The sequence below is a fragment of the Paenibacillus dendritiformis genome, assembly GCF_015845845.1.
GTDB lineage: Bacteria > Bacillota > Bacilli > Paenibacillales > Paenibacillaceae > Paenibacillus_B > Paenibacillus_B dendritiformis_C.
On sequence record NZ_LDIG01000239.1, the window covers coordinates 1 to 2,820 of the forward strand.

The 2,820-nt window shown below is 43.2% G+C and carries 4 protein-coding genes; 3 read left to right on the plus strand and 1 reads right to left on the minus strand.

All coding sequences use genetic code 11. The features are described from left to right. Nucleotides 1–30 precede the first annotated feature (30 nt). Nucleotides 31–1,197, minus strand: coding sequence for an IS4 family transposase (locus ABD76_RS23695; RefSeq protein WP_242069761.1), 1,167 nt, complete (start codon nt 1,195–1,197; stop codon nt 31–33). Between the two features lie 639 nt (nt 1,198–1,836). On the opposite strand from ABD76_RS23695, the gene ABD76_RS23700 reads away from it, so the two are divergent. From ABD76_RS23700 to ABD76_RS23710, 3 genes are all read left to right on the plus strand, one after another. After that, a complete protein-coding gene (locus ABD76_RS23700; RefSeq protein WP_197259128.1) occupies nt 1,837–2,094 on the plus strand; it encodes a hypothetical protein in 258 nt (85 codons plus the stop codon). Next, on the plus strand, nt 2,063–2,326 hold the full coding sequence (locus ABD76_RS23705) for a type II toxin-antitoxin system RelE family toxin (protein WP_197259127.1): 264 nt from the start codon (nt 2,063–2,065) through the stop codon (nt 2,324–2,326). The genes ABD76_RS23700 and ABD76_RS23705 overlap by 32 nt, the downstream gene beginning before the upstream one ends. 204 nt (nt 2,327–2,530) lie before the next feature. Further along, nucleotides 2,531–2,820, plus strand: a 290-nt coding sequence (locus tag ABD76_RS23710) for a stalk domain-containing protein (protein WP_242069768.1), incomplete at its 3' end; no start/stop codon positions are given.

Genomic DNA, 2,820 nt, shown 5'->3' on the forward strand with positions numbered 1-2,820 from the left:
CAGACATGTTGATTAACCAAATTGTGTAACTCAAACAAGCCCGGCAGGGCTGAATTTTTCTCTTATCCTCTGCATCTTAACGAGCCATTCGGGAGGAAGGGAATTTAGCCTAAATAGACGTGCAAAGTGAATAAAGGACAGCTTTTGATGCCTAGATACGACCCCTTGAGTGGTATCAAATAACCATTTGAGTAACACGTAAACGATGAGAGCTACAAACAGCTGCCCGTACACGGCATTTTCAGTTGTCCCGAACAAAGTAGGGATATTCAAGTGCTGCTTGATCCAGCGAAAGAAAACCTCGATTTGCCACCGGGCTTTATACATCTGTGCGATTTCTTCTGGGGTCACTTGCATGAGATCGGTAACGACGCGGAGTTCTCGGCCATCGAAATCTTGGAAGGTAACGACGCGATGCCGCTTCTTGGATCGACATTGCTCTGTTCCAAGTTGGCACGTAATGTCCCGGATGACCGGGCTGTTAGGCTCTTTTTGCCGGCGTAGAGCACGTGGTTTTTCAAGATGAACGTTATCACGCAGTCGAACGACAAAGGATTGACCTTCTTCTTTGAAACGATCTAATCGTTCGAGCTTCCCGTAAGCCCGGTCCATAACCATAATGTAATCCAAATGGGTTAAGCTTTCACAGAGCGGACCATCATGTTTCGAACCAACCGTTTCGACCACGTTTAGAGGGGAGTCGCATTGGGCTTGCAAAGAAACATGTAGCTTAATGCCCGAACGCTCACCATGGTAAGGGGCCCAGGGCAAGCGAGTTTTTCCTACCGTTACGGTCGTCGAGTCAATCAAAAGCAATTCTTTAGGAAAGGCCAGCTTTCGGGTCGTTTGACGATTACAGGTTTGGATGAGCCGGTGTAGGAGCTCCTTGAATACAGCAAAGGGAACCTCAGCTGCCTTTCCGGAAAAACTGGAATAATGGACAGGAAGCAAGCCGCTGGCTGCTGCATGAACCACACCTGAACGGTAGCTATCCCATTGTTCAGAGGCAGCCATCGCCCAATATTGTAGCAAATGATGGACGGTAAACTTGCGGGCCTTGTCTTTATAGCCGGCGAGTTCGATTGCAGAATCGATTTCTTCTGCAGGCAAAACGGATTGAAGGATGGACAGGATCGTGGTAGACTTTTTCATGGAGTCGCCACCTTTCTTCGGTTGAGTTTGTAGGCGTACAAACATTTTACCGGGTGTGCGGCTTTTTTTCTACCATTTTGTGGTTAATCAACAGGTGTGAGATGTTTACATACTTGAGTTGCAAAAGTCTTATATAAACAGCAAGAACAAGACATAGCAAAAAGGAGCAACTAGAACGTTAAACAGATTCCACCTAGCGCGGAAACGAGTCGGCCCAGAGATGAATGGTTTAAGCGCTCTCGCACTTCCGTATTGGTGGGCTAATTATTGTGCTACTGACGCGGTTGTCGCCATCGTCGTAGCGATTAATCAGAATGCAAAGAAATAGACCGTCCCTAACGAAGGAATGCGGTCTATTTCGATCCACCTTTTGCACAGCCGACCGCTCTTTAAAGCGGTAAGTGTCCAGGGAGTCGTGTTGGAGCACGGCTCATTTTCTAGCATAAGCGAAAATATACCTCGACCAAACTGAAAAGTTCAAAGAATACGAATAAATGACTTGCATATTCCATATAGAAGGTATATAATGGAACTAATCCAGTGGCGAAGCTGTATCCAAAAATATGGAAATTAATTCCATATCAAAAAGTCCCTAAAATAGGGGCTATTTTTGATTAATGAGTTAAATGCATATGATACAATTAAGAAAAGCTTTGTGTTCATCAAATATTTGGAGGTATCTTCATGACGATTCGGAAAGAGGACTTGTATAACTTAGTTGATCGTCTTCAAGAGCAAGATCAAAATACGGCGTTTGACTTCCTGCAATTCCTGATTGATCGTTCTGAAAAAAAGGGTTTAGAATGGAAAGATATAGATTGTTTAGAACCGGATAATGAGCCGTTAAGTAAAGAAGAAGCCGAACAATTAAAGAGCGCTTCAGGTTTTTTATCGGGGGAGGACGCCAAAAATGAGTTCGGTTTACAAGTTGATCTACCATAAAGAGGCTTTGAAATTCATAGCTAAACAGGAAAAATCGATGCAAGAACGTATCGCTGAGGGATTAAAAGGTTTGCTAGTCGTTCCGCCAGTTGGAGATATTAGACCAATGAAAGGGAATTTTGGTTTATATCGCTTGAGGATAGGTACGTACAGGGTTATTTTTGAGATAGATCATGATGAGAAAATAATTTTTGTACGTGCTGTTGGTTCGCGCGGGGATATTTATAAATGAAGTATTAAGTTTCTCAACTCCACTGGCATATGCTGGTGGAGTTTTCGTATTTTATAGAGATCCAAAAGCGAGGAGGGAGAAATGATTGAAACCAATTGAGAGAAAATAGTTGTTGGATTATAATGGGAATTATGTTGTGCGTCGGATTTTGAGAATATAACAAGGGTATGTGTATACCCGTAAATATGAAATGGAGATGATCATATGATTCTGAGAAAAAGAGTAGCTTTAATTTTGATGAGCATTCTCATGGTATTTGGTTTTTCTGTTTCCTCTGTATCAGCTGCAAAAATCAACGTTACTGTTCAAGTTGACGGGAAGACGGTAAAGTTCCCAGACGAGAAGCCGTATTTTGAGAACAATCGGGTGCTGATCCCAATCCGTTTTGTAAGTGAGGCGTTGGGGGCCAAGGTTGATTATAAAAAGGAAACAATCGGCAGCCGGATAGATCGGGTAGTTTACGTCGAGCTTAACGGCAAGATGATTCGCATGCC